Raw genomic sequence first — 25,905 nt, 5'->3', positions numbered from 1 at the left:
TGTTTTTAGTTATCCGGAATATTCTTATTTAACTCAGCATCATTTTCAGCTGCAGAAATATCAAAAGCCAATGCTGCATCGCCAATCTCAACAACACGGTCTTTATGCACCATAAAACCTAAATCGTGTTCAACATCCCATGGACAGTTAAAACTAAAACCGATGTATGGATAATCATCTTTGATTACAGATGTCACGTAAAAAATGGTTGGAGATAATAATCCGGAAAAACCTTTAATTGTTCTTACATTAGGCATACAATCTTTTTTATAATCCTCCGGGTAGTCATATGCCTTTTGCAGATCAGGATATATCTTAAGAAGCTCACTAAGCATATTGTGCAGTATTTCTTCCTGATGATCTTCTAAATAGGAAATCCCTTTTTCCTGGAAAACTGAAGGTTCTTCAATGATTTCACCATCTCTATCTAAAAAATGATAGCAAAGTTCACCATCTTCCTCAAAAAAAGCTTTCCAGTAATCCAGTTCAATATAATAATCTGTCTCCAGTTCATCACCTGCGAATTCAGTATTTAACTCTCTTGGATTTTCAAGATGCCTGTTGAAAAATTCATAGCAAAAAGGGGCTCTTTCAAAAATATAATCAGGGTTTTCGGCATACGAAAGATTGAAAAATTCCAGTGCTTTTTCTTCATTTCCACATTCTAAACAACATTGGCCTTTGTAATAATTCCGGATATAAGCTTCATGCTTTTGGGAAGAAGTATGTTTATCATCTTCTGCCAGCCAGCGCATCATATTATCAAAATCCTTGTCCCAAATATATTCGTTAGTCATTCTTCCAATGTAAATGCAGCCCTGGTGAATGTTATACTTTTCATCATCAGCTTCTTCCCATTTGGTTTCAATGAAAGCAATTAATTCTTCTTTGGTAATGTTGGATTTTTTGAGACTTGATTTTTCCAAATACAACCCGATCTCTTCTATTACCGTTTCAGCATTTGACATAGATAAACGATTTAATTTTCCTTTTTAAAATTTGACCTGCAAGATTAGTTATTTTAAACAGATAAACTATCCAATAATTCTTTTAATTTTTTATTATTGTTTTTAAGCCATTGCCTTTCGTTAAGATTTTTACTTTTTCAACCCTGTTTTAAGCGCTTCAGGCATAATTTTTCTTTAATTTTTGTTCCGTAACCCGTTTCCCGTTTAGGTCCGTTTTATCTTTTAGAAATTTAATTATATGGCCATCTTTATCTCTGAATTCAAAAAGGGATAACACTGCATATTACATAAAGAGCATACAAAAATAAACTGCTGCAAACCCTAGTACAGCAATCCCGGAAATAAGGAAAAGAAAGAAGTAATAAAGTCCTTTTTTACTTTTCTTCCGAATAGAATTCATAATAAAAACTATGAGTGTACATAAGAACCCAGCTCCAAAAAAAATCATTAAAGCTGTAAGAAAAAGGGCTCTTTCCAGGTGTAAATCTGCAGATGAAAGCATATTTTAATTATTTAAAGGATTGAAGACGGGAACTGAACTCAACAAAAAAAGAATGCTGCATATTATTTTTCTCATATTATAAAATGTTCATCAATATTAGAGAAAAATAAAAAGGTACACCATCCCAATTATCAGCTATATTTTGTGATACGAAAAGTTTTTGTAAAATATTTTAAGCCATTGTTAAATTACCGTTAATGATAGTATTGTTTTCATTTTATATTCCAGTCAATTATTATCTTAGATCAAGATATTGTGAAAAATTTCAACCTACATTTGTGAATATAAAATCCATAAAATAAAAATAATGAGTACACTTAAATTAAAAGACGGAACAGAAATTTACTATAAGGACTGGGGAAAAGGGCAACCCATTTTCTTTCACCACGGCTGGCCATTATCAAGTGATGACTGGGATGCGCAGATGTTTTTCTTCCTGGAACAGGGGTACAGAGTTATCGCCCATGACAGAAGAGGACACGGAAGGTCTGAACAAACTCCCTATGGTCACGATATGGACACCTATGCTTCGGATGTAGCAGAAATAGTAGAAGCTCTTGACCTGAAAGATGCTGTTCACGTTGGGCATTCTACCGGAGGTGGTGAAGTGATCAGATATGTTGCGAAACATGGAAAAGGAAGGGTTTCTAAAGCAGTTCTGGTAAGTGCTGTAACGCCTATTATGGTTCAGAATGAGAATAACCCGAATGGAGTTCCTATTTCTGTTTTTGATGATATCCGAAACAATACTGCAAACCACAGACAACAGTTTTTTATTGACATTACCTTCCCTTTCTACGGATATAACAGAGACGGGGCAAAAGTTTCCGAAGGTATTCAGAGAAACTGGTGGAGACAGGGAATGAATGGCTCTATTAAAGCTCATTACGACTGTATTAAAGCATTTTCTGAGACAGATTTTACTGAAGATCTTAAAAGTGTAGATGTACCGGTATTGGTAATGCACGGTGAGGATGATCAGATTGTTCCTTTTGAAACGACAGGAAAAGTAGCGGCTACCCTGCTTAAAAATGGGAAGTTAATTTCTTATCCGGGTTTTCCTCATGGTATGCCAACAACAGAAGCTGATACAATTAATAAAGATCTTCTCGCATTTATCAGATCATAATTTACCTTGATATACGAGAGAGAAACTACAGATAAAAATATCTGTAGTTTTTTTTATATTTCGTTATTTTGCAGTCGTTATCCTAAAAAGTTTAGGAACTTTATTATAAATACTAATTCATCATGAGATTGGGATATTTATCCTTTTTTTTCATAGCAGCCATTGTTTTTTTTCTTGGGTGTTTTTACTACTATCCTTTTTTTTCAGATGACAGTTTGATTTCATTACGGTATGCTCAACGCTTTATAGAGGGAAAAGGGTTAACCTGGAATGATGGTCATCCGGTTGAAGGATATTCCAATTTGCTTTGGGTTTTAGCAGTATCTGTACTGGGCAAATTAGGTGTAGATCTGATTCTTGCAGCAAGAATTATAGGTATTTTATGCTCTTTGGGAATATTGGGCAGTATTCTTTACTATTTTAAAAATAAAAATATACAAAAAGAATATGTTTTTCTGGGTGTTGCCCTGTTGGTAACTACTCCATGCTTTATGATCTGGGCCATTGGCGGATTGGAACAGCCTTTATATGTGCTGCTTCTGACCTTAATTTTAATTGAAGTTTCCAAGATCATTAATGACCATTATTTCAAGACCATTTATCGTTTGTCATTCTGGCTGGGACTTTTAGCTCTCACCAGGCCTGACGGATTTCTGTTTACTTTGCTTACCTCAGGATTTCTGTTGGCAACCTGTAAAAAGAAAGATATGTTCATTACAATAGGAATTGCTACAGCCGTTATCCCGTCATTGTTTTTACTGGGGCAGCTTGTATTTCGTTATAACTTTTACGGAGAACTGGTTCCCAATACAGCTTTGGTAAAGGTAAAAGTGACGATTTATCATATTTTACGCGGTGGCTTCTATAATTTTAAAGCTTTCTTCGGGACACTATTGTTATCAGGATCAGGCCTTATATCTCTTTATTATCTTTTAAGGGGAAAACACCTTTTCGGGTATTATTTACTGTTGTTAGCTGCTTCATGGGTTGGTTATGTAACTTTGGTGGGCGGAGATATATTTCCAGCTTTCAGGCACTATTATGTTGTGCTTATTCTATTTGTTTTTTCAATTATTTTCGGATTACATTATTTCAAAAAGATCAATTTTTCTTCAAAAAAAGTAAGCTGGAGTCTTGTTCTTCTTTTAATAATAAATGGTTTTCTTCAATCTAAAATTCCTGATAATAAAAATGCAAAATATGAAAGATGGGAGTTCAGAGGAATGAAACTGGGAGAAACTTTAAAGAAAACATTTCCTGATCAAACATTGGTTGCTGTTACCGCAGCAGGCTGTATTCCTTACTCATCTGAGCTGCCTATTATTGATATGCTGGGCTTAAATGACTATTATATCCCAAGGCATCCGCCTAAAAATTTCGGAAACGGATCTTTAGGCCATGAATTGGGAGACGCCCATTATGTTATGAACAAAAATCCTGATATCATTATCTTCCATATTGGCAGCGAGCTTAACTTTAATATTGGTGATCAGCTGAAAACCAATAAGGTCTTCAACAACAATTATATTAAAGTGAAAACCAGGGAAAAGGATCAGGAATATCAATTATTCTTCAATAAATACGGAAAAAATGCAGGTATTAAAAATAACGGTCATCAATTAATCATTCCGGGATATCTGTTCCAGACTTCATCAGATAATCTGAGTATATTTTCTGATAGTAAACTGATAAAAACAATGAATAAAGGAAATATGTACAGCCTCACAATTGACAATGTTTCATCCGGAAATTGGAAAACAGCAAATCAGGAAGATAAAAATGCAGGTTTCAATGTGGATATTTATGGAAAAAACAGGCAGTTAATTATTAAAATTATCCCAAATAACAATATGTTTTTAGAAAGTCTTGTTTTAGAAAGAAAATATTAAGATTTTTTTCGTACTTTTGCACACTATTATTCCTGACGTCATTAGGAATAGCCAAAACAGATATTGATAACAAAAACAATAAAAAAGCAAAACAATGCCAAAATTAAAAACGAAATCAGGTGCTAAGAAACGTTTTGCTCTTACCGGAACAGGTAAGATCAAAAGAAAAAACGCTTACAAAAGCCACATCTTAACTAAGAAAGAAACTAAGCAGAAGAGAAATCTTACTACTACTTCTTACGTAGCTAAAGTGGACGAGAAGAGCGTTCAACGTCAATTAGCAATTAAGTAGTTTTTATAAATCTATATTCGGTTTATAAGAATTCAAAACAAATTCAAAATTTTAACCCTGAAACGGTGCCTATAAGAGTAACATCTGTTACCGCCCTTTTCAAAAAAACAATTTAAATTATGCCAAGATCAGTAAATGCCGTAGCTTCAAGAGCTCGCAGAAAGAAAATTTTTAAGCAAGCTAAAGGTTATTTCGGAAGAAGAAAGAACGTTTGGACTGTAGCTAAAAACGCGGTAGAAAAAGCAATGCAATATGCTTACCGTGGTAGAAAAGAGAAGAAAAGAAACTTCAGAGCACTTTGGATTACTCGTATTAACGCGGGAACTAGAGAGCACGGAATGTCTTACTCTCAATTTATGGGAGCTCTTAAAAAGAACAACATCGAGCTTAACAGAAAAGTTTTAGCAGATTTAGCAATGAATCACCCTGAAGCTTTCAAAGCTGTTGTAGATCAAGTAAAATAATGTAGAATACTATTTTTGTTATCAATATAGTCCCGGGTTTTTACTCGGGATTTTTTGTTTTATACTTCCCTCCTTTTCAAATTGTTTCATCTGATACTCAATAACTTTTATTCTGAGTGTAAAAAATAAGACTAAAATGACTTTTAGATGAAAATAAATTATTTTTCAGATTATATGATATTATAAGCTTTATCATTATTAAAAAAACAATTAAACCCAAATGAATAAGACAGATTAATAAAATAAATTCACTATTAATCCTTATATTAGCAATTGAAAAATATTTTAACTGAAGAAATGAAAAAAATCGCTGTTTTTTTATTTACCTCCTTAGTACTGCAGCATATTGAAGCCCAGAATTTCATTCAGGCCTATAAGACCAGAGCAGATATGGTTTCCCAAACTAATATTATCAACAACCTTACAGATTTTGAAAATTTGGGGGTAAAAACTACCGGAACAGCTATAAATACCAATACGCTGAACTGGCTGAAAAACAAATATATTTCTTACGGATATACAGCCAGCCAGATTGAGGAAGATCCCTTTACCTATACCACTTTTAACGGAAACAGTACCAGCTCCAAAAATCTGGTAATTACTAAAACAGGAACCGTTTACCCTGACAAATATGTAATTATCTGTGGCCATTTTGATACAATTACCGGTCCAGGGGTGAGTGACAATGGTAGTGGAACCTCTATTCTTCTGGAAGCAGCGAGGATATTAAAAGATGTTCCTACTGAATATTCTATCAAGTTTATTCATTTTTCCGGAGAAGAACAAGGGCTGAAAGGCAGCTATCATTACGCTGATAATATAGCTTATCAAGGAAGTATCCGCAATCTGGATATAAAGCTTGTGTTCAATATTGATCAGGTAGGAGGCCAAATAGGAAATAACAATACTACCATCACCTGTGAAAAAGATACAGGCGGCATTCCCGGTAATAATGCTGCCTCTAATACTGTAACACAAGAGTTAGCTACCTGTACAGGCCTTTACTCACCTCTTCAAACATCTATATCATATGCCTACAGCTCAGATTATATGCCATTTGAAGCTAAAGGATATACCATTACCGGTTTTTATGAATATATAGAAAGCAATAACGAACATACTGTGAATGATACTTTTGCCAATATTGATCCGGTTTATGTTTTCAATGTAGGCAAAGCAGCGGTAGGAGCATTGCAGCATTTTGCGGTAGCTTCCACTGCAAATAGTATACTGGGAGTCCAGGATGTTCCCGCTTCACAAAAGTTATCAGAAGCTGTACATATTTATCCTAATCCGGCAAAAAACCAGTTAACTGTAGAGTTTCCACAAAAGACGGAACAGTTCAAAATTGAAATTTCTGATATGACCGGAAATACAGTACTCCGTTCTGAGAATCAAAATAAAATAGATACCACCTCATTAATTAATGGAGCGTATATGGTGTCTATAAAAACAGACAAAAGTCATATCACCAAGAAAATCATCATTAATAAGTAATCCTCGAAGCTTTTATTAAATATATTATCTTAAGTCTTATAAATTATATGATGAAAAAAAACTTATCCCTTTTGCTGGTTGCTATGGCTTCATCTGCTATTAGTGCACAAAACTTTATTCAGGCTTACCAGAACAGAGCTGATGCTGTTTCTCAAACAGATATTATCACCAATCTGCAGGCATTTGCCGGTTTGGGTGTAAAAAAAACAGGAACTCAGGCTAATGCTGATGCGTTGAATTGGATAAAAAGTAAATACCTGTCTTATGGATATTCAGCCAGCCAGATATCAGAAGATACTTTTCCTTATGGAACTACAACCTCAAAAAATTTAATAATCACAAAAACAGGAACGGTTTATCCTAATAAATATGTGATTATTTGCGGACACTTTGATAGTATTACCGGTTTAGGGGTTAATGATAATGGAAGCGGTACCTCTGTCATTTTGGAGGCAGCAAGAATTTTAAGAACAGTTCCTACAGAATATTCCATTAAGTTCATACATTTTTCAGGTGAGGAACAAGGGCTTTTTGGCAGTTATCATTACGTGGATAATGTTGTTTATCAAGGAAACAACCGTGTTCTGGATATCAAGCTTGTTTTCAATCTGGATCAGGTGGGGGGTGTAATGGGGAATAACAATAATACGGTGTATTGTGATGCAGATATGGGAGGTATTCCCGGTAATAATGCAGCTTCCGCCACTATAACCCAAGAGCTGAGGAACTGTACTGCTTTGTATTCACCTCTTCAGACAGAAGTTGATCCGGCAGAAGCTTCCGATTATATTCCGTTTGAAGAAAGAGGTGAAATTATTACAGGTTTTTTTGAAAGAATCAGAAGTACTTATCCGCATACCGTTAATGATACTTTTGCCAATACTGATCCTGAATATATTTACAAAATCGGTAAAGCTGCTGTAGGAGCACTCCAACACTTTGCTGTTGCAGCAACACAAACATTGGGAACTCAGGAGTCCGTTTCCAAAAATACTCTGGAGTCTATAAAAATTTATCCTAATCCGGCAAAGGATTTTATCAGCATTGACTTTGCGGATTCTAAAATAAAGAATTTCAGCTTTGAGATTACTGATTTTGAGGGACATTCATTACTTAAAAGAATTAATGAGGACAAAATTAATATCTCAAGCCTTGAAAATGGTGCTTACGTTGGAATCATAAAGACCGGAGATCAGTCTGTAGTAAGAAAAGTTATTATAGCCAGATAATTTTTTTCTTCATTTAAAAAAATATTTATCAAAATGTATAAACCCTTTGAACTATTTCAAAGGGTTTTATTGTCTACTCTATCAGTATAAATAGAACACACAATGCTATCCTTCTGTGTTTTCATTTTTACGATTTTTTATGGCATCCATAAAATTTTAAACACTTTATTGTGATTTATTTGCTACATTCGCAATACCATTTAAAAATTAAATATATGAAAAGAATTACCACTCTTTTATGCGCTTCATTAATTGCGCAGAGCATTAGCGCTCAAACGTTCATCCAGGCTTATAAAGATAGAGCTGATATGGTAACCCAAACTAATATTACAGCAAATCTTCAGGAATTCGGTAACCTTGGCATTAAAAAGACCGGTTCCCAGGCCAACGTAAATACCTTGAACTGGATTAAAAACAAGTATCTTTCTTACGGATATACTGCCAGCCAGATTACAGAAAGCCCTTTCACCTATGGATCAGTAACATCCAAAAACCTGATTATTACAAAGACAGGAACACTTTATCCTAACAAATATGTAATTATCTGTGGGCATTTTGATACCATTTACGGCCCTGGAGTTAATGACAACGGAAGCGGTACTTCTATTATTCTTGAAGCAGCCAGAATATTACAAAATGTTCCTACAGAGTATTCTATCAAGTTTATTCACTTTTCAGGAGAGGAACAAGGGTTGATTGGAAGTTCGCATTACGTTAATAATGTGGTCTATCAAAACGGAATTCGTAAACTGGATATAAAACTGGTTTTTAACCTGGACCAGGTAGGCGGTGTAAAAGGAAATAACAATAACACGGTATATTGTGATGAAGACCAGGGTGGTCTTTCCGGCAATAATGCGGCTTCAGCTGCGGTAACACAGCAGCTCAGAAATTGTACAGCCCTTTATTCCCCACTTCAGACAGCTGTAGATCCTGCCGAAGATACTGATTATATTCCTTTTGAACAGAAAGGTGAGATTATTACCGGCTTTTTTGAAAGGATCAGAAGTACTTTTCCTCACAGTTCCAAAGATACTTTTGCCAATGTAGATCCTGTGTATGTTTATAATATCGGAAAAGCTACAGTAGGGGCTTTACAGCATTTTGCCACAGCTTCCACAACTTTGGCAGTGAATAAATCTGCATCCCCAAACGCACTGGAAAACGTAAAGCTCTACCCTAACCCGGCCAATAATATCCTTCATGTTGAATTACCGGATAAAACAGCCAGTTTCAGCTTTGAAATAACCAATATATCAGGAAGAACCCTATTGAAGGTGAATAATGAAACTGAAATTAACGTTTCTGCATTGGAAAGGGGTGTTTACGTAGGCATTTTAAAAGCAGGAGACCAGACTGTTGTTAAAAATATTCTGATTGAGAGATAAACCATAATAGTCATAAGAAACAGAGCTAAAAAAAGCTCTGTTTTTTTATGAATATTTTTACACTATTTTTCTTTTGCAGCTATAAATATTATTCTTTGGATTTCAGAATTGAGTCTTTCAGTAATCCATTCCTTGTCTTCCTGACTTAATTCTTCCAGTAAATTACCATTATTTTCATTAAAATCGGTGAGAATATCCTGTGAGAATTCAGATTTAATTTCTGAAACACGAAGAGGATTATTGATATCTAAGGCTCCTATTTTAGAAATAACACTTTCCAGCCGATTTTTTGATACATAAGTCCTCAACTCATCAATGATAAAGGAAAGGCTTTCCGTTTTTGATGAAATATCAGGAATAAACGACCATTTTTCTGCTTTATGAAATTTCTCTTCTTCATCAAATTCAGGGTTTTTCAGTTTAATGATGGGACGGCTGGATAATAATTCTGTATTTTTCAGATTATAGGGTTTAATAACAACTCCTTCAATGAGATTTTGTTCCAAAGCAGGAAGTCCAAATTGTTGTATGGGAACGGGAGAATTTATTCTGATATTAAAATTCAAAGCTTCATTAAATTTTCCTATTGACAACGGCTTTATGTAAGGAATACCAAATTGCTCAAAATAAGAAACAGCAGTTTCATAATCGAGATAGTATTTTATACCCTGATCATTTACAATACCAATATCAAAAGCGGAAAAATGGATATCCGGAGCATAATAAACTCCTGTTTGAATGGCTTGCAAATGCTCAGCAACAGAAACCTCAGGATGGGGATATTTTCCTCCGAACAATTCTCCATACACAATATACCTATTGCCTGGAATTGCGGCATTCAAATGTTCAAACAGACTAATCATATTGCTTTCAAGCGTATTAACAACAAGCTGAAACCCGAAAAAATCATCTCCCCAGGCAAGATACTCCCTCCTTTTGGCATATTTAAGAGTATTATTTTCATAGGAAAAACTAAAATTAGCCCCATGAATTTTTTCAGTAACCACCCATTTTAATTTATCCAGCTTTGACAAATCACTTTCATTAAGTCCGGCTTTTTTCAAAGAATCGGGCATTTTTTCATATCCGGAAAAATCACTCATCTGTTTACAATATTATGCTTATCTATTAATCTAGTAAATATATCGGTTTTCGGTGAAACTGTAAAAACCTTCTGAGGTATTTACAAAATCAAGCTTCCTGCCTGGAGTTTCTTCAAGATCAGGAAACTGCCCTTTTGGACAACATCTCTTTGTTTATCTGCTACGAAGTTTACAAGTTCGTAGAGTGGGGTTATTATTGCGGATGCCTTGCAAATTTCTTTGGATTATCTTGTAGGAAAACTTCTCTAGAAGTAGATAGTAATACTCTAAAGCGTATTGAGGAGATTGGCAATTTACCAAAGTCTGCTAACGAACAAACTTATTTAGTCACTGATGCTTTGGTAAGAGATTTTAAAGCTAAAGAAATGTATTCGTAGAAACATTTATTACTCTATAAAAACACAAAAAGAGGCCGTCTCACAACTCGTGAAAACGGCCTTTTTTGTAAAATTTTCATGTATTCCTGTACGAGAAAGATTTTCGTTTAAACCATTCTCAACCACATCATTTAGTTGTGATAAACTTTCTTATCTGCTCAAAGTCGAGAGACTTTGCGCAGCGGAGGACTGTAGAGCGTATTAATGATATTCAAAAAATGGATCCTGATACCAGAAGTATTCTCTTTAATGTTATTGATACTTATATCCAAAATTTTAAAACTAAACAGGCTTTTAGATAAAAAAACTCCAATAAGATATACTAACACTAAAAAAATATTACTGTACTATGAAAAAGTATACTTTAATATTAATTCCTTTGCTTTTTATAGGGTGTAATTTTAATAAAACCTATCGTAACAGAGAAGAAGACAAGCAAGAAGCTGAAAAAATAACCGAAAAATTCTATTCTTTGATAAAAAATAATAATAGAAAAGAGGCGCTTAAATTATTTGGAGAGAAGTTTTTTAAACTAACCCGTAAGGATCAGTTAAATAAGATGTTGAATGAAATAAACTCAAGTTGTGGTAGTAAAATCTCAGATACGAAGTTAACAACATGGGAAACATTTGTTTCTATCGGAACAAATCCAAAATCAGAATGTATTATTATATAAAGTAAATAGAAATATAAAAAATACACAAGAAAAAATTACTTTAGAAAAAAATAACGATAGTATTAAAATTGTAGGATACGATGTCAGTTTAGCAGAATAAAGAAATCCGTCTCGGTTGTGGACTGCCCCCAAAAAGTTAGACACTTTTTAGGGGCATTTTTTTATGGAAAGGAAAGGAAAATTTAGCGTTGCTTTCAAATTGGAATGTATAGAACTTCATCAGAATTCTTATCATTCGATTGAATCTATAGCAACAGAAAAAGGATTTAACGAGAGTAATCTTCGCAAGTGGATCGGCTTTTATAACAAGTACGGAATATCGGGATTACAACCGAGAAAAAACAAAAGCTATTCTGTAAGGTTTAAGCTTAAAGTGTTGAAAGCCATCAATACGGAGTTCATCTCACAAAGAGAAGCGTGTGTCAGGTTTGATATCCCTGCCCAGTCTACCGTCTTGAATTGGCAGCGTGATTACGAAAAAAGTGGTATTTTAGGTTTGGAAAACAAACCTATAGGAAGACCCAAAAAAATGAGTGATTACAAGCGTAAGAAAAGGAAGTCCGACAAGCTATTGACAAGGGAAGAAGAACTTTTATTGGAGAACGAAAGGCTGCGTGCCGAGAACGATTTTCTAAAAAAGCTAGACGCCTTAACTCTCAAAAAGAACAAGCAGAGGCCATCGAAGAATTAAGGCAAAAATATGACCTGTCAGTCCTGCTGGATTGTACAGGTATGGCCAGGAGCAGTTTCTATTACCATCAGAAAATGCTTCAGAAGAATGATAAATATTCAGACATCAAGACCCTGATAAGGCAGATCTATCACAAGCACAAAGGACGTTTTGGATACCGTCGCATCACTTTGGTAATGAAAGAAAAAGGAATTATCATCAATCACAAGACAGTCATGAAACTAATGAAAGTTCTGGGACTCAAAAGCATCATAAGGGTCAGGAAATACAAGTCCTATAGAGGCGAACAAGGCAGTATAGCACCGAATGTTTTGGAGAGGAACTTCAAGACAGACCAACCTAACAGGAAATGGGCAACTGATGTGACGGAGTTCAATGTCTCTGGAAACAAACTGTACCTATCCCCGATAATTGACCTTTATAACGGAGAGATCATCAGTTACGATATATCGGAGAGACCTGTCTTTATTCAGGTTATTAATATGTTAAAGAAAAGCTTCAGTAAAATCAAAAATACAGAAAACATCATTCTCCACTCGGATCAAGGCTGGCAATATCAGATGAAAGCCTATCAGATGCTTTTGAAAGAAAAAGGAATCATCCAAAGTATGTCCAGAAAAGGAAACTGCCTGGACAATGCTGTGATAGAGAATTTCTTCGGGACGTTAAAATCTGAGATGTTCTACACCAAGAAATTTAGAACTGGCTCGTCCTGAAAAAGGTTGACTAAAAATCCATAAAAACAGTCACCCTAATGAAATTAAAAAAAACATCATCTCCTGTACAAGAATACAGTGAGGCATTCAAAAAGACAGGTTGTCTCAGAATATGAACGAGGATTATATACGAAATCCCAATTACAAACTCGATATAATATCCGAGGTAATTCTTGTATTCCTAATTGGTTAATAAAATATGGTAACTTTACTTATGACAAACAATTAAGTAAAGGCAGACCTATGAAAGATCCTCAGAAACAAAAGATTAAGGAGCTTGAAGCAGCTCTAGCTAGAAAAGAAGAAGAACTTAAGGTATTCAGAAAGTTTATAGAAATCGCAGAACGAGAGCTTAAGATCGATATTGTAAAAAAGTCTGGTTCCAATCAATCCAGGAAATAAGGACAGATACAGTTCTTTCATTGGAAGCTATCTGTCGATTGTTTGGATATAGCAAGCAAGCTTATTATAAAAGGAAAAACCAATCCACTTTAAATAATAATGATGCGAGAATTATAGAACTCGTAGTGTCAATTCGCAAAAAGATGCCTAAAATAGGTACCCGAAAGCTTCATTTTTTACTTAAAAATGATTTTGAGAAAGATAAAATTCATGTAGGAAGAGATCGCTTATTTAAGCTTTTACGAGCAAATTATCTTTTAATTCCCAGAAGACATAGCTACTTTAAAACAACGAACTCCAGACATTGGATGAAGAAATACCCCAATATTATCAAAGAAAAAGAGCTGAAATGTTCAGAGAGAGTGTGGGTAGCAGATATTACTTATCTGAAGACTAAAGATAAGAACTATTATCTTCATTTAATTACTGATGCTTATTCTAAGAAAATTGTTGGATATGAACTGAGTGATAATTTACAAACCAACTCTACATTGAAAGCATTGCAACAAGCCATAAAAAACCGTCTGTATAAGCATTCATTAATTCATCATTCAGATAGAGGGCTGCAATATTGCAGTAAAGAATATACTGAAATACTAAAGAAAAATGATATTCTTATAAGCATGACCGAAAACTCGGATCCTTATGAAAATGCTGTAGCGGAAAGAGTCAATGGTATTCTGAAATACGAGTTTGGATTGATTAATACTTTTGAAAACTTTAAAAATCTCTCACAGCAGCTCGAACAATCAATTTACTGTTACAATAACTTAAGGCCTCATTTTTCATTAAATTATAATATTCCAAGCCAAGTACACAAAAATAATGTGAAATTAAAAACTTATAAAAAACAAAATCAGAATAGGAAAATTCCTACCCTGATTTAACTATATTTGAATTATTAAACTAGTCAACCTTTTTCAGGACTAGTCATTTATTTAATATTTGTTTTTTTTTGTCCTGTTGAATTAAGTTATTTTTCAACCAAGTACCGTTCCTAAGTATATATTCTATTGAGTCTCCTTTCTTTTTTGATATGGAATCTCCAATTTTATATGGATAATCTAATAATTCTACCGAACCATTGGAATATTTTACAAATAAAAAATTATGTTCATTCCTATCTCTATAAATATCAACAACTTTCGCATGTATTTCATAGTCAATTAGACTGTTTTCGGTTGTTTTCTTACGAAAAAAAACTAAAAAGAAAATAACAAAAAATATAGCAAGAAAACAATATTTTATATAATTTTTAATCCTACCATCTATTTGAATAATTTTATTTTCCACTTACCCAAGTATTTGTTTTTGCCCAAGAAACAGGCAGACCTGCACTTCCCTTAATAATTCCAAAGCCTTTGGTTCTGTATCCATCTGGAGTGTGTACTCCAAAATGAGACATATCAAAATTATCAGCATTTTTAAACCCTTTATATTTATCACTAAATGTTCCTCCAAAAGAGCCATTAACAAGTCCTTCTCCTCCAGAATATGTAATACTTGTACCTCTAAATTCAGAAGTAACAAATGTGTGATTGGGATCTGTCGGGATGATTGCACCTCCCTCAATACCTCCTGAAACACCAAAACCTAAGCCTCCGCCTAATGTAAAATATGTTTCTACATGACCATTCCCGTCTTGTACAAGACCTAATGAAGCTGTAATTCCTCCTCCAACTAAAATACTACCAGTAAGTCCAGCATAAAATCCTGTTCCTCCTTGTATACTGCCAATAGAAGCCAACATTTGACTGTCAGGATTAACTCCAATTTGAGTTCCTGCCCCAGTTGTAAAAGATTCTGTCATTACTTTTCCACTAGAGTCGGTTGCCACACCTGAAGCATCTAAAGTATATTGATAATTTTGTTGTCCATTACTTGTCCCAGTTATTGTTAAGGCATCTTGATATTCTGTAACACCAGTATATTTTTTATCTTTTGCATCTTGTAGCGAATGAACATCTTTGTCATAAGTCCAAGATGTTTGTCCATCAACAACTGATTTAATCCATCCTTTTCCTTCCCTTCCATCAGGGTCAATAAATCTAATAGGATTATTAAACGCATAGTTATAAGGACTATGTCTTGTCATCTTCTCCGCTAATGGATCGACAATACCCCATCGTCCAATATCCGGCATATACATTCTTGCTCCATAATCATACATCCCAGTCTCTTTTTGCAGTTCCTTGCCATTATATTTATAGTTGTACAAAGGATTTCCAACCGAAGTATTATATCCTTCATGTTTTAACCCAAAAGGATAATAGTTACTTTCTTCAATGACCTGTGTTCCTGTAGTTCCTTTCTCGTAACTCATTCTTACATTACCTAAATGATCTACATAGTTGTAAATATACTTATTTTTCACAAAATCATAATAGCCCTCTGATGTGGGTACAAATTGTAAATCAGGTAAAGGTGGTGGACAATCCAGACATCCTACTCCCGTTGTATTCAAAACATACTGAAACCCATCTAAATAATCTGTAACAGTCTGTGCAAGGCTTGTATTTCCTTGAGAATCTCTTTTATAGTAAGAATACAATTTTTTAAGTTTAGTACCATCTGTTCTATATAAATAAGAACTTATACTGCCAAATGGACTTTTATTATTATTCTTAGTAACATAGGCAGGAAGGTTTAAAAAATTATACGCTATTGAAGTTATATTTTTATCTAAATGATTAGTCATATTACCATTGGCATCATAGGATATAGGATTACCACCGGTAGGATATCCCGAAAAATTCCCTGATGCATCTGATACAGAAGCCAGTCTATTACCATTATATGTATAATACAATTGATCTATCTGTATAGGACTGTTACCATCTGACTGCCCATATCGGTCTAATCGGGTAATATTGCCATTAAGATCATATTGCACCCATTCGTTATAAGCGCTTGTAATTTCTACTGTTGAACCTGGTTTACTGTAAACAGCATGAAACATTCTGTTTAAGTTATCATAATTATAATTGTATCTTCTATAAATACCATCCGTAGAGGTTTTCCAGTCGATCTCTGCAATGTTACCATTGAACCTGCCTATTGTTGAAGCCGAAGATTCCGGATTGTTATACTTCATTTTATATCCAAATAAATCTCCATTAAGGTTCGAAGGGTCATTAATCATGGTCATCCAGCCTCTGATATTGTATCTGTAGTCTATACTCTGTAAAGGATTAGCGGTATCTGCCCCTCCTACTTTCTTCGTTTCTAGCTGGGAAAGTTCATTGTATTTATTCTGGGTAAGGATTTCTGTTGGGTTACTGTCTACCTGATGCTTATGAGTAAGCAGCCTGTTCTGATGGTCATATTCAAAGTTTTCTGTAATGACTCTTTCTGTATCTGTTTCCAGCCTTTTATGCCTGGTGATAACGCTTTGAGCTACTCCCGCAAAATCCAGCCTGGATTCTGTTTTAGTGTATCCACCTAAATGATTAATAGAATGGGTTCCTACTACTCTTCCTTTGGTATCATAATAGGTGTAATTCTTTGTCCAGTTATCATCTTCAATATTCTTTACCAGGCTCATTACAGGAAGCCCTTTGGTACTTTTTCCTTCACTATTGGAGGAGGGATCTGCTGTCAATACAGGCTCTCCCTGAATGGCTGAAGGAAAGGCAGGGTTAAAACTGTATTGTGGATAGGTATCGTAATAATTAACCGATAAAATATTTATTATGTCAAAAGGATATGCAGTGTTACCATAATATATTTCCATTCCACTGAGCGTAAAACTTGTACTCTTTCTTTCTTCCGTTGCAGGCTGTCCATGATCAATATAATAGTCTACACTGCTCTGAACTTGATATCTTTTAAACCAAGCTCCAATGGATGCCACTCCTGTATAAGCTACACGCGAAAATTTATCATATTTGGTAAAAAGCCAGTTCCCAGTAGGGTTCATATTAGCATCCTGAGTCATTACCAGCCTGTCTGCTTTATCATATACCATATATTCCCAACCTTTTCCAGGAAGCTTCTTTTCTACAAGTCTGCCTTTTCCATCATAACGGTACTGATAATACAAATTTTCTACAGTGCCAGTCTCTACAGTGGGGGATGATGCTAAAGGAGGAATAACAAATGCTAATTGATCATATTCATTATAAACATAGTATGTATCAGTATTCTGTGTGGAATTCAATACTTTCCTAACCAATAAAACCTGTCCTTTACCATTTTTGAATTCTATGGTTTTATTGCCGTCTTCATCGGTGACGGTGTTTTTATAGAGCTGTGACGGCTGGAAATACTGAAGGAGCTGAACCGAGGTTTGTGTCCTTCCTTCAACCCACGTAGTAGTAGTTTCATATTTCCTTACGTAGTCTTCCCAAACATTAGCATCATATTGAAATTTCACGGGTTTGTTAGCCCAGTCATTACCTACCTGGATCTGCTGCCGGATTCTGTCTAAGGGAGAGTTTTCCAATATTTTTTCTGAATAGATCTTTTCAGAGCCATATGCACTGGAAGCATTCCCAAGAGGGGAAGTATATATAGCTCCGCTTTGGGTTCCGGATTGTGGGATGGGAAGATAATCTTTAACCTGTCTTCCAAACTGATCATATTCAATATGGGTAACCACATCCTTTCCTCCGGGAGAAGCTTTTACGTTCACTACCTGCTTTGGCCTTCCGAGTCCATCAAAATACTGAACAGTTTCTGAGATTTTTGTTGGAGTTGTTCCATTGTAATCCAGATAAGTCTTGGATTGAATATAGTTTTCTCCCGGAGTAGCCTGGGCATGGACGGAATGGCCCATCAGCAGCATACCTATGGGAATGAGTATTTTTTTCATCGTTGTTAGTTTTTGTAATGGTAGTTAAATTCTTTTAATAATTTTCCGGTGTTGTTTTGCTCTCTGATTTCTTTTAATCTGCCCGCATCATCATAAAGATAAACTTCCCTGATGCCGGATGGCGGGGTAATACTTCTCACTCCGATTAATGGATCATAGGTGTAGGTAGTGATCTGATAGCCGGATAAATTGTCTTTAAAAGTTTTAAATGCATTTAACAGCGTAGTTTCATCATTATTCCTTTCTGCGGCTGCATCTGTATTAGAGGCATTCACAATACTGTCTATGAATGACTGCCCAATGTTCTCCAGTTTTGCATTTTCAATCTTGGCAATAGGCCGGGTGCCGTTATATCCCCAGATGATTACCGTTGAAACTCCATCTTTAGTGGTATACTGCTGAAGATTTCCTTTACTATCATATTTGTCGTAACTCACTTCAGTAGATACAACATTTTGTAAATCAGTGGATACAACAGAACTTGGGAATAAGTTCGATGGATTATCATATTTTGTTTCTGTTTTTGAAATGATTTTTCCATTAGGATCATTAGCATTCTGTTTTCTGATAACAGTTGTCTCTAAAGGAATACCTATCATATTGGCATTGATCAATTTTATGTTTCCTTTTTCATGGGCATATTGGTAGGAGGTTTCCTGGCTCGTACCATCTGAGTAAATAGTATTCTCAGAGGTTACCTGATGATGATTAAGACTTTCTTTTGCTATATCAATATACATTTTTTTAACAGCTATCCCATTTACATATTCTGTTTTTATTTTTTGATAATTACGTATCATACCTCCATAAAAAAAAGATGTTCTGTAAATATCATAATTGAATAAAGTTGATGAATCGAGAGGGCCATTGAGGTAATTCCCCCATTTATATATTGGAATACTTTTAATATTGTGAGATAAAAGATAACTGGAAGGCGCCTGTGCCGGAGGCAATGGAGTTAATTCCGTATACGGAGCATTTGTACCCACATCACCATTAAATGTTCTGTAAAACCTATATGGAAAGAACTGTTCATCTGAAAAATTATATTTATTTTCTAATAATTCTACTGTTTTCCCTTCGGAATCATACATTGTTGTGTTTAGATTCAGCCCTCTTGCCCAATCCATATCATCTGGAAGGTGATAAGGAAATTTATAGTATTGACCACCATCCGGATAGTTTGTAAAATTATATTTTTTAGACCATAATACCGAATCATCACCTGATGAAAAGGTTTCTGTAACTTGGGAATACCCTACCTGCCCGGCATTATTGAAGCTTGACATGGGCTGTATTCTATTTTGAATCTGGCCTGCTATCATAGTAAGATTCCCATATTTTTTTATAATGCACATGTAATCAGGAATTCCTAGCAATTTTCCTGATGTTGTTCCATTAGGTAAAGTGTAAGTATATTTTCTTTTGGTAATTTTTCCGTTATCATTTACTTCAATTCTGGAGATTCTCCTCCCTCCACCTACAAAACTGTTTATAGGAATGTCGGGTTTATACTCTTTCCATCTTAATGCCACTGAAAAAGGATTGGTCTCATAATTTTGAGAATCATTTAGGGTAAAGCTAGGATTAGAAACTTCCAATCTATATTTTCCACTTTCAAAAGGAGGATTTACCAGCTCAACATTATTGCCCTGAGTAATTGTATAGCTTGCTAAAATAGCTCCTGTATTCTTATCAATCCTGTACAGCCTTACTTTCGTTTTACAATCTGATGTTTCTACAGAAGTACAGCCAACTCCCAACATAGCAGTAAATGAAAATTTATTCCCATAAACATTAGGAATATCAAAAACCTTTATATATTTACCGATAGTAGCACTTCCATTATTCAGTACAAAATTATCAGGAGCTTTTGCAAGTGCTGTTACTTTGTCATCATATAAAATTCGTGAGGGGTTGGATAATATAAAATTTGAAAAATATGTAGGAATCAAAACATTATTATCTTCATAATAAAAATTTTCACTGCCTCCAGTAGGATAAATTATTTTCGTTAAAATTCCTGCTTCAGTATAGGCCGAATATACATCTCTATTCCCATCTTTTACATCGGTAAAAATATTCATACTATTAGATTTACCATTATAATATCCCCAATAATCAATGGAATTGGAATGTCGATTAGGAAGTTCCATGGAATTATACTCAAGTTTATAAGACGAAAGAATATTATCATTCTTATCCAGTTCATTAACCTGATTTAAAAATAATCTTTTATCTGATCTCAAGTCTTTTTGCAATACTAAAGGATGAATATTATTATGATTACCAGAGTGATAACTTTGGACAAATGATATTTTCTTCATTTGTTCCCCCTTATTATCTTTTAATATCAAAGCATTTAAGGCTTTACCCCCCTCTAAATCTTCACGTTCAGAAGAACTGTATATAAAATCCAGACTTCCTTCAGGAAAAATAATATTTTGAAGAACCTGCTGTGTTGTTCTTGTAGTAGCTAAAGATATAGCACCTATATAATCTCCTTTATTGATATCTGTTTTTGAATAGGTGGTTACCTGCTCCGAAGTATAATTAAACAGATAGTTATTCTTTAGAGTTTTGACTTCTTTTAAATGCCAGGCAGTTCTATAGCTATTTTCCTGATATGTAGGGGGTTCCGAAATAGGGGCTATCAGTCCCGAACTTACAGAAGTAACAATATCATAAGCAGAATTGAGTTTGGAAATGTCCTGACCAAAGAAATATTGATTTCCAGTTTCATCAGTAATAATAATCCTATTAATTCTGTAGTTACCGTCTAATGGATTCTCGTAATCGATATCTATTTTCCAGTCATCAAAACTTTGGGTCACAGCTTTTTTAGTAACATTGTCGATGATAAATTTGGCTGATTTTCCAAGAAAATTAATAAAAAACATATCCGGATCCTCATCCACCGGTGTAGGAGAGTCTGCGTAAGATGCATTTTCATCTCCCAGTTGATGTCTCAAAACAGTGTTATTTTCAAAATCTGAATTGTAAGAATAAGTTAAATACCCCTTACTATATTCATCAGGTCGTTGTCTTATCTGCCTGGTAATCAATCCTCCAGTTAATAAACTCCAGCCAGCTCCAACTGAAGAAGAGATTTCTGCCACTCTGATTCCTTTCGTATCATACTGTATAGATACATTCAAAGGAATATCACCTGTATCTATATTAAATAATGGTATATTAATATTTGCTGTACCACGATAGTAAGAAACCGGACTTTCAACGAACTTTGCTATCGAGGTTGCATTAGGTGAAGGCGGTAAAATTTTAGGGACATATTGAGCAGGAACAGCTGTAGTAAATAATAAAATTGTTCCTAAAGTTATAATTGCTTTTTTCATGGTATTTATTTCTTAATCAGCTTTGCATTCGCTGTTTTATTATTATCCGTTTTTATGGTCACTAAATAAGCGCCCTGTATTAAAGCCTGGGTACTCAACTTAGTCACTTTGTTCTTAGTTTTAAAGTTCTGAAGCTGTCTTCCGCCCATATCATAAAGCATAATATCAGCTTCTTTGAAATCAAAGCCAATTTCCACATACGCATACTCTATTACAGGGTTTGGATAGATCTTAATGTCATATTTTTCAATCAGGTCATTCACCTGTTTGTCACCAAGCTTTACGATCTTCCAGTTTTCTTTCCCCAGTTCCTTGGCACTGGTTCCTGCTAAAACAATAGAACCGTCCCTGTTTAATTTCAAGTCTGAAAGCCTTTCTTCTTTCTGCCTGGATTCTCCGGCCACATACTTTCTCCACTGTTCATTTCCGTTGCCATCAATGTACAGCATCCAGAAAGTCTCATCATCTTTTTCTATTCTGCCTTCTGCCTGGGTATAGCCGCCTAGTAAAATTCCTTTTGAAGATGTATCGTCCGAAGAATGAATCACGCTCATTCCCATCAGGATATCACGGTTTTTGAAATTGTAGGATTTCTGCCAATGTTCATCGCCTCTTTCGTTAAGGGCAATCAGCCAAAGGTCTGTTCCTTCCTGGATACCTACCGTTTTATTCCCTGATCTTTCAGACCTGGATTCGCCACCAATGATATAGCCGTTTGCTGTTAAAGCCAGTGTTCTTACATGGTCGTCTCCTTTACCGCCAAAGTTCTTTTCCCATTCTACCTTTCCGTTTTTATCCAGCTTAACGATCCAGTAATCACCTTCACCGAAGTTTTCAGTTTTCTTTGAACTACTTACAGAGCTTCTGGAATAGATACCTAATAAAGCTCCGCCATCACGGGTAGGAATCATTTTCTCTACTTCATCTAAGCCTTTTCCGCCTAAAGTCAGCTGGGATAATTCTTTTCCGTCCTTGTCAAGTCTTACAATCCAAACATCTTTAGAACCATAACCTTTAGAAGAGTTTTGTACGTTGCCAGCTACAAAAAAGCCTAAATCTGTACTTTGAATTACTGCTCTGGCTTCTTCATCCGAGGAGGTTCCCAACGTTTTCTGCCATAATTCATCCCCGAATTCATTGATTCTGATGAGCCAGATGTCTGAACCGCCTTTGGAATCCTCTTTTTTATCTAAACCTTTCCCTGAAAATGAGGTGCCGGAAATTAAAAATCCACCCTCCTGGGTGCTTACCGTAGAAGATAAATAATCGTGATTGTTCCCGGAGAAATATTTTTCCCAGACTTCTTCTCCCTGCTGGTTAAGCTTAACCAGATGAAATCGTAACCGTTGTTCTGTTTGCTTCCCTGCTGAAGTTTATCGCTCTGTATGGAGCTTCCCGTAATAAGATACTGCTGATCGATGGTAGTGGTAACCTGGCTTAGAAAATCCTGGGTAGAGGATCTGATATCTTTCTGCCACAGAACTTCCTGGGCAGAGAGCCCAAGGATGGTGCATACAGTACATGCACTAAGATAAATCTTTTTCATTCCCGTGTTTTTTTGAGTGAGTAATTAGCTTTTAAAATTCTGCCCAAATTTAGCTTTTTTTTATTTATACAAGTCATATTAATGTGATTTAATATAAAATATTTTAAAACATCAGGAAATTTCATCGCGTTTAAGTGATTTCTTACTGATGATGTAAATCTACAGAAGCATTGCGACAGAACTTGGCGTGTTAATTTTTCAAATAAAAAAACCTTTGAAAAAATTTCAAAGGTTTACTTGTCTCTGCTCAGCAGAACTTCTTCTATATCTTCCAGCGAAAATCCTTTTGCTTTTAACAGAATGAGTAGGTGGTATAAGAGATCAGCTGCTTCATTTTTAAAGAGCAAATCGTTATTGTCTTTAGCTTCAATAACCAGTTCTACAGCCTCTTCTCCTACTTTCTGAGCCATTTTATTAATTCCCCTCTGATACAGTGAATAGGTATAAGAATCTTCTGTCTTACTGTCAATTCTTTGAGATATTTTTTCCTCTAACTCATATAAAAAGCCTTTGGTATCCTTTTCCCCGAAGCAACTGAAACTTCCCGTATGGCATACTACATGGGTGGGAATAACTTTAATCAGTATGGTATCCTGGTCGCAGTCTATATCAATACTTTTTACAGCTAAAAAGTTACCTGACTCTTCTCCTTTTGTCCAGAGCCTGTTTTTGGAACGGCTGAAAAAGGTAACTATTTTTTCTTTTTTGGTCTTTTCAAAAGCTTCCTCATTCATATAGCCGAGCATCAGAACCTGCAATGTCCGGTTATCCTGAATTACTACCGGAACAAGCCCTTTGTCTTTATTAAAATCTATTTTCATCGTACTTCTATTTTTTGAGTTTTTAATTGTTGTTTTAAATCCTGAATTCTTATTTCGTTAAAATGGAATACACTGGCTGCCAAAGCACCTGTAGCCTTGGTTTCATTGAATACTTTAACAAAATCATCTGTGGACCCGGCACCACCGGAAGCAATAACAGGAATTGTTATTCTTTCTGAAACCAGTTTTGTAATGCCAAGATCAAACCCATTTTTAGTACCGTCTCCATCCATAGAGGTTAAAAGAATTTCACCGGCACCCAAGGCTTCTGCCCTTCTTGCCCACTCCAATGTTTCAAGTTCTGTGGCTTCTCTTCCCCCTTTGATATGAACCAGATTGGTTGAACCCACTTTTTTAGTGTCTATAGCCACTACAATACACTGACTTCCGAATTCACTGGACAGTTCGGAGATAAGTTTCGGATCTTTTACTGCAGAAGAATTGATGCTTATTTTATCAGCCCCTGCTTCCAATAGCTTTCTGACATCTTCAACAGAGGCGATACCGCCACCAACAGTAAATGGAATACTCAATTCCTGAGCAATTTTCCGTACCAGTTCTACAAAGGTTTTCCTGTTTTCAATGGTGGCTGTTATATCGAGAAAGACAAGCTCATCAGCGCCCTCCAGTTCATATTTTTTTGCTAATTCTACAGGATCTCCGGCATTTTTCAGATCCTCAAAATTGATTCCTTTTACAGTATTTCCGTCCTTAATATCCAGGCATGGAATAATTCTTTTTTTAAGCATTCTCAATAAAATTTTGAAGTTGTTGCAGGCTTATTTTTCCTTCATAAATAGCCTTTCCTATAATGGTTCCCGAACATCCGATCTCTTTCATTTTATATACATCATTAATACCCGAAATACCGCCACTGGCTACCAGATGTAATGATGTTTTATGTAAAATTTCAATATAAAGACCTGTTGAAGGACCTTCCAGCATTCCATCTTTTGAAATATCTGTACATATTGTGCTTTGTATTCCTTTGTTCTGGTATTCAAGAATAAAATCAATGATATCATTATCACTTTCTTCCAGCCAGCCAGAAGTTTTAATCTTTCTGTTCTCACAGTCGGCTCCCAGAATAATTTTCTCCGGACCATATTTTCCAATCATTTTGAAACAAAAATCCGGATCCTGCACTGCAATACTTCCCAGTGTAATCTGCTTGGCACCCGAATTAAAAGCCGTCTCAATATCCTCTGAGGTTTTTAACCCTCCTCCAAAATCAATATGTAATGAAGTAGATTTTGCAATATTTTCAAGCACTTTCTGGTTTACAATATGTTTTGATTTTGCGCCATCAAGATCCACCAGATGAAGAAACTGAATGCCAAAGTCTTCAAACTCCCGGGCTACTTCTAAAGGGTCTTCATTGTATATTTTTTTGGTGCTGTAATCTCCTTTGGATAAACGTACACATTTTCCATCAATAATATCAATAGCTGGAATAATCTTCATCATGACAAGTTTATAAAGTTACTTAATATCTGACTGCCAACACTTCCCGATTTTTCCGGGTGAAACTGAACCGCATAAAAATTATCTTTCTGCAGTGAGGCACTGAACGGAAGAATATAATCACAGACCGAAGTGGTATACTCAGACAGTTCACAATAATAGCTGTGAACAAAATACACATCATTTTCAGTTTCTATTCCGGAAAACAATGAAGATTTGTGGCCTGAAAAGGTGTTCCATCCCATATGAGGAACAAGTTCCAGCGGCGGAAATCTTTTAACACTGATATCAAAAATGCCCATTCCTTCCGTTTCTCCTTCCTCATTTCCTTTACACATCAGCTGCATTCCCAGGCATATTCCCAATACAGGCTGCTTCAATGTAGGAATAAGTAAATCCAACTCTTTTTCCTTTAGGAGTTTCATTGTTGAAGATGCTTCACCTACACCGGGAAAAATTACTTTATCTGCTTTAAGGATAAGTTCAGGATCATCTGTAATAACTGAGCTGATGTTCAGTCTGTTTAAAGCATTCTGCACGGAGCTTACGTTGCCTCCGTTGTATTTTATTATTGCAATCATA

21 protein-coding genes and 1 pseudogene are annotated in these 25,905 nt (G+C 35.2%); 11 read left to right on the top strand and 11 right to left on the bottom strand.

Annotated elements, in window-relative coordinates; all coding sequences use genetic code 11:
* Positions 1-5: 5 nt before the first annotated feature.
* Positions 6-968: a DUF6985 domain-containing protein gene (locus EG339_RS24550; RefSeq protein ID WP_228459643.1), complete on the bottom strand. Its 963-nt coding sequence runs from the start codon at positions 966-968 to the stop codon at positions 6-8.
* An 809-nt stretch (positions 969-1,777) separates the two neighbouring features.
* On the opposite strand from EG339_RS24550, the gene EG339_RS17510 reads away from it, so the two are divergent.
* The 7 genes from EG339_RS17510 (at position 1,778) to EG339_RS17480 (ending at position 9,358) form a co-directional block, all read left to right on the top strand.
* The gene (locus EG339_RS17510; RefSeq protein ID WP_123871226.1) at positions 1,778-2,599 is read left to right on the top strand and encodes an alpha/beta fold hydrolase; all 822 of its coding nucleotides are present in this window, start codon (positions 1,778-1,780) and stop codon (positions 2,597-2,599) included.
* Positions 2,600-2,814: 215 nt separating this feature from the next.
* Positions 2,815-4,488 carry a hypothetical protein gene (locus EG339_RS17505; RefSeq protein WP_123871225.1) on the top strand — a complete coding sequence of 558 codons (1,674 nt, stop codon included), beginning with the start codon at positions 2,815-2,817 and terminating at the stop codon, positions 4,486-4,488.
* Between the two features lie 94 nt (positions 4,489-4,582).
* Positions 4,583-4,780 carry a 50S ribosomal protein L35 gene (gene rpmI, locus EG339_RS17500; protein WP_034676300.1) on the top strand — a complete coding sequence of 66 codons (198 nt, stop codon included), beginning with the start codon at positions 4,583-4,585 and terminating at the stop codon, positions 4,778-4,780.
* A gap of 119 nt (positions 4,781-4,899) precedes the next feature.
* Positions 4,900-5,244, top strand: a complete 345-nt coding sequence (gene rplT, locus EG339_RS17495; protein WP_050020978.1) for a 50S ribosomal protein L20 — start codon at positions 4,900-4,902, stop codon at positions 5,242-5,244.
* Positions 5,245-5,541: 297 nt separating this feature from the next.
* Positions 5,542-6,741: a M28 family peptidase gene (locus EG339_RS17490; protein WP_123871224.1), complete on the top strand. Its 1,200-nt coding sequence runs from the start codon at positions 5,542-5,544 to the stop codon at positions 6,739-6,741.
* A 47-nt stretch (positions 6,742-6,788) separates the two neighbouring features.
* Positions 6,789-7,970 carry a M28 family peptidase gene (locus tag EG339_RS17485; RefSeq protein WP_317126861.1) on the top strand — a complete coding sequence of 394 codons (1,182 nt, stop codon included), beginning with the start codon at positions 6,789-6,791 and terminating at the stop codon, positions 7,968-7,970.
* Between the two features lie 215 nt (positions 7,971-8,185).
* A complete protein-coding gene (locus EG339_RS17480; protein ID WP_123871223.1) occupies positions 8,186-9,358 on the top strand; it encodes a M28 family peptidase in 1,173 nt (390 codons plus the stop codon).
* Positions 9,359-9,420: 62 nt separating this feature from the next.
* On the opposite strand, the gene EG339_RS17475 is transcribed toward EG339_RS17480, so the two are convergent.
* Positions 9,421-10,461: an RNA ligase family protein gene (locus tag EG339_RS17475; protein WP_123871222.1), complete on the bottom strand. Its 1,041-nt coding sequence runs from the start codon at positions 10,459-10,461 to the stop codon at positions 9,421-9,423.
* A 726-nt stretch (positions 10,462-11,187) separates the two neighbouring features.
* Here EG339_RS17475 and EG339_RS17470 point away from each other — a divergent pair.
* From EG339_RS17470 to EG339_RS17455, 4 genes and pseudogenes are all read left to right on the top strand, one after another.
* Positions 11,188-11,514 (top strand): hypothetical protein, encoded by a 327-nt coding sequence (locus tag EG339_RS17470; RefSeq protein ID WP_123871221.1) that lies wholly within the window; start codon positions 11,188-11,190, stop codon positions 11,512-11,514.
* Positions 11,515-11,677: 163 nt separating this feature from the next.
* Entirely contained in the window at positions 11,678-12,205 is a 528-nt protein-coding gene (locus EG339_RS17465; protein WP_123871220.1) for a helix-turn-helix domain-containing protein, read from the top strand.
* Entirely contained in the window at positions 12,109-12,921 is an 813-nt protein-coding gene (locus EG339_RS17460; protein WP_228459760.1) for an IS3 family transposase, read from the top strand. The genes EG339_RS17465 and EG339_RS17460 overlap by 97 nt, the downstream gene beginning before the upstream one ends.
* Before the next feature lie 38 nt (positions 12,922-12,959).
* Positions 12,960-14,210, top strand: a pseudogene (locus EG339_RS17455) (IS3 family transposase).
* Between the two features lie 43 nt (positions 14,211-14,253).
* Here the strand turns inward: EG339_RS17455 and EG339_RS17450 are convergent.
* The 9 genes from EG339_RS17450 to hisH form a co-directional block, all read right to left on the bottom strand.
* Positions 14,254-14,616, bottom strand: a complete 363-nt coding sequence (locus tag EG339_RS17450) for a hypothetical protein (protein WP_123871218.1) — start codon at positions 14,614-14,616, stop codon at positions 14,254-14,256.
* A complete protein-coding gene (locus EG339_RS17445) occupies positions 14,606-18,136 on the bottom strand; it encodes a DUF6443 domain-containing protein (protein ID WP_123871217.1) in 3,531 nt (1,176 codons plus the stop codon). Before EG339_RS17445 ends, EG339_RS17450 begins: the two co-directional genes overlap by 11 nt.
* A 5-nt stretch (positions 18,137-18,141) precedes the next feature.
* Positions 18,142-21,492, bottom strand: a complete 3,351-nt coding sequence (locus tag EG339_RS17440) for an RHS repeat domain-containing protein (protein WP_123871216.1) — start codon at positions 21,490-21,492, stop codon at positions 18,142-18,144.
* Between the two features lie 5 nt (positions 21,493-21,497).
* Positions 21,498-22,598 (bottom strand): T9SS type A sorting domain-containing protein, encoded by a 1,101-nt coding sequence (locus EG339_RS17435; RefSeq protein ID WP_228459642.1) that lies wholly within the window; start codon positions 22,596-22,598, stop codon positions 21,498-21,500.
* Between the two features lie 140 nt (positions 22,599-22,738).
* Complete coding sequence (locus EG339_RS24545) at positions 22,739-23,038, bottom strand: hypothetical protein (protein ID WP_228459641.1); 300 nt, start codon at positions 23,036-23,038, stop codon at positions 22,739-22,741.
* A gap of 233 nt (positions 23,039-23,271) precedes the next feature.
* The gene (gene hisIE, locus EG339_RS17430; protein WP_123871215.1) at positions 23,272-23,859 is read right to left on the bottom strand and encodes a bifunctional phosphoribosyl-AMP cyclohydrolase/phosphoribosyl-ATP diphosphatase HisIE; all 588 of its coding nucleotides are present in this window, start codon (positions 23,857-23,859) and stop codon (positions 23,272-23,274) included.
* Positions 23,856-24,608: an imidazole glycerol phosphate synthase subunit HisF gene (gene hisF, locus EG339_RS17425; protein WP_123871214.1), complete on the bottom strand. Its 753-nt coding sequence runs from the start codon at positions 24,606-24,608 to the stop codon at positions 23,856-23,858. The genes hisIE and hisF overlap by 4 nt, the downstream gene beginning before the upstream one ends.
* Complete coding sequence (gene hisA / locus EG339_RS17420) at positions 24,601-25,323, bottom strand: 1-(5-phosphoribosyl)-5-[(5-phosphoribosylamino)methylideneamino]imidazole-4-carboxamide isomerase (RefSeq protein ID WP_123872714.1); 723 nt, start codon at positions 25,321-25,323, stop codon at positions 24,601-24,603. Before hisA ends, hisF begins: the two co-directional genes overlap by 8 nt.
* Positions 25,323-25,904 (bottom strand): imidazole glycerol phosphate synthase subunit HisH, encoded by a 582-nt coding sequence (gene hisH / locus EG339_RS17415; RefSeq protein WP_123871213.1) that lies wholly within the window; start codon positions 25,902-25,904, stop codon positions 25,323-25,325. Before hisH ends, hisA begins: the two co-directional genes overlap by 1 nt.
* Position 25,905 lies beyond the last annotated feature (1 nt).

It is taken from the genome of Chryseobacterium bernardetii (assembly GCF_003815975.1).
Lineage (GTDB): Bacteria > Bacteroidota > Bacteroidia > Flavobacteriales > Weeksellaceae > Chryseobacterium > Chryseobacterium bernardetii.
This window is presented reverse-complemented; position numbering and strand designations above follow the sequence as displayed.

Bases quoted from the DNA above. Each gene is read 5' to 3' on its own strand.
- EG339_RS24550 (WP_228459643.1), bottom strand. From the start codon at position 968: ATGTCAAATGCTGAAACGGTAATAGAAGAGATCGGGTTGTATTTGGAA.
- EG339_RS17510 (WP_123871226.1), top strand. From the start codon at position 1,778: ATGAGTACACTTAAATTAAAAGACGGAACAGAAATTTACTATAAGGAC.
- rpmI (WP_034676300.1), top strand. From the start codon at position 4,583: ATGCCAAAATTAAAAACGAAATCAGGTGCTAAGAAACGTTTTGCTCTT.
- rplT (WP_050020978.1), top strand. From the start codon at position 4,900: ATGCCAAGATCAGTAAATGCCGTAGCTTCAAGAGCTCGCAGAAAGAAA.
- EG339_RS17490 (WP_123871224.1), top strand. From the start codon at position 5,542: ATGAAAAAAATCGCTGTTTTTTTATTTACCTCCTTAGTACTGCAGCAT.
- EG339_RS17485 (WP_317126861.1), top strand. From the start codon at position 6,789: ATGATGAAAAAAAACTTATCCCTTTTGCTGGTTGCTATGGCTTCATCT.
- EG339_RS17480 (WP_123871223.1), top strand. From the start codon at position 8,186: ATGAAAAGAATTACCACTCTTTTATGCGCTTCATTAATTGCGCAGAGC.
- EG339_RS17475 (WP_123871222.1), bottom strand. From the start codon at position 10,461: ATGAGTGATTTTTCCGGATATGAAAAAATGCCCGATTCTTTGAAAAAA.
- EG339_RS17470 (WP_123871221.1), top strand. From the start codon at position 11,188: ATGAAAAAGTATACTTTAATATTAATTCCTTTGCTTTTTATAGGGTGT.
- EG339_RS17465 (WP_123871220.1), top strand. From the start codon at position 11,678: ATGGAAAGGAAAGGAAAATTTAGCGTTGCTTTCAAATTGGAATGTATA.
- EG339_RS17445 (WP_123871217.1), bottom strand. From the start codon at position 18,136: ATGAAAAAAATACTCATTCCCATAGGTATGCTGCTGATGGGCCATTCC.
- EG339_RS17440 (WP_123871216.1), bottom strand. From the start codon at position 21,492: ATGAAAAAAGCAATTATAACTTTAGGAACAATTTTATTATTTACTACA.
- EG339_RS24545 (WP_228459641.1), bottom strand. From the start codon at position 23,038: ATGAAAAAGATTTATCTTAGTGCATGTACTGTATGCACCATCCTTGGG.
- hisIE (WP_123871215.1), bottom strand. From the start codon at position 23,859: ATGAAAATAGATTTTAATAAAGACAAAGGGCTTGTTCCGGTAGTAATT.
- hisF (WP_123871214.1), bottom strand. From the start codon at position 24,608: ATGCTTAAAAAAAGAATTATTCCATGCCTGGATATTAAGGACGGAAAT.
- hisA (WP_123872714.1), bottom strand. From the start codon at position 25,323: ATGAAGATTATTCCAGCTATTGATATTATTGATGGAAAATGTGTACGT.
- hisH (WP_123871213.1), bottom strand. From the start codon at position 25,904: ATGATTGCAATAATAAAATACAACGGAGGCAACGTAAGCTCCGTGCAG.